Below are 1,059 nucleotides of genomic sequence, written 5' to 3'. Positions count from 1 at the left end.
CAGCGTCCGACCTGCGCGACATCCAACTGCGACTGGCAGCGCACCGCGCGGACCAGCACGCGGGCACGCAGAGCCGCGACGCTGCCGTCGCTGACCACCTGGCCGCGCAGCATCACGCAGATGCGGTCGGCCAGTTGCTCTGCCTCTTCCAGATAGTGGGTGGTCAGCACCACCGCCGTTCCCTCGCCCACCAGGGTGCGCACCGTGGCCCACAGCCGCTGCCGCGCGGGCAGGTCGAGGCCGACGGTGGGCTCATCCAGAAACAGCAGGCGCGGCCGGCCACAGATGGCGACGGCGAACTGCACCCGTCGCTGCTGGCCTCCGGAAAGTCTTCCGTAGCGACGTTGCAGCAGGTCCTCGATACCGACCAGCGCCGCACATTCGTCCACGGCACGCGGCATCGGGTAGTAACTGGCCGACAGCCGCAGCAGTTCCGCCACGGTCAGGGTTTCCGGCAGCTGCGCTTCCTGCAGCATCACCCCGATGTTGCGCCGTGCCGACAGTTGCTGCGGATCGTCACCGAACAAGCGCACCTGCCCGGCATCGGCGCGCAGCAGGCCCAGCAGCAGGCCGATGGTGGTGCTCTTGCCGGCGCCGTTGGGCCCGAGCAGCGCCAGCACCTGGCCCGCATGCAGGTCCAGGTCCACGCCATCCAGCGCCGCCAACGCACCGTAGCGTTTGTACACACCACGCAGGCTGGCCAGCACTTCCTTGCCGTGCTCCATAACGATCATCTCCGGGGGAATGACGACAAGGTAGGCGCGACACGACCGTGGCGGCAGTCACTGCGATCAGGCAAAGCAGGTGACACCCGTCACCTGTGCCGCCGCTGCCGGCTGCCTATGCTTGGCTCCAGCCCTGACCTTCCCGTCGCACCGGTTTGGGGTACCTTCCGTCACATTCCCCGTCACGCGCCGTCTTCTCCCACATGAATGCATCTGCTGAACTGCTGAAGGAACTCCGCATCGACCGCTCCGCGCCGCCGCGCGGCCCCTCGCCATCACGGCGCTGGTGGTGGGTGGTGGCGGGTCTGGCGCTGCTGCTGGCCCTGGCCGCGGG

General features: G+C 68.6%; 1 protein-coding gene. It reads right to left on the bottom strand.

What is annotated here, in order from left to right; translation table 11 throughout:
* Positions 1 to 725: ABC transporter ATP-binding protein (locus JCM9942_RS16655; protein WP_054660950.1), on the bottom strand; the 725-nt coding region annotated here is incomplete at its 3' end.
* Between the last annotated feature and the right edge of the window lie 334 nt (positions 726 to 1,059).

The sequence above is a fragment of the Stenotrophomonas pictorum JCM 9942 genome (genome assembly GCF_001310775.1).
GTDB classification, from domain to species: Bacteria; Pseudomonadota; Gammaproteobacteria; order Xanthomonadales; family Xanthomonadaceae; genus Stenotrophomonas; species Stenotrophomonas pictorum.
Note: the sequence above shows the minus strand (reverse complement) of the source record. Positions and strands in the feature narration are given on the sequence as shown.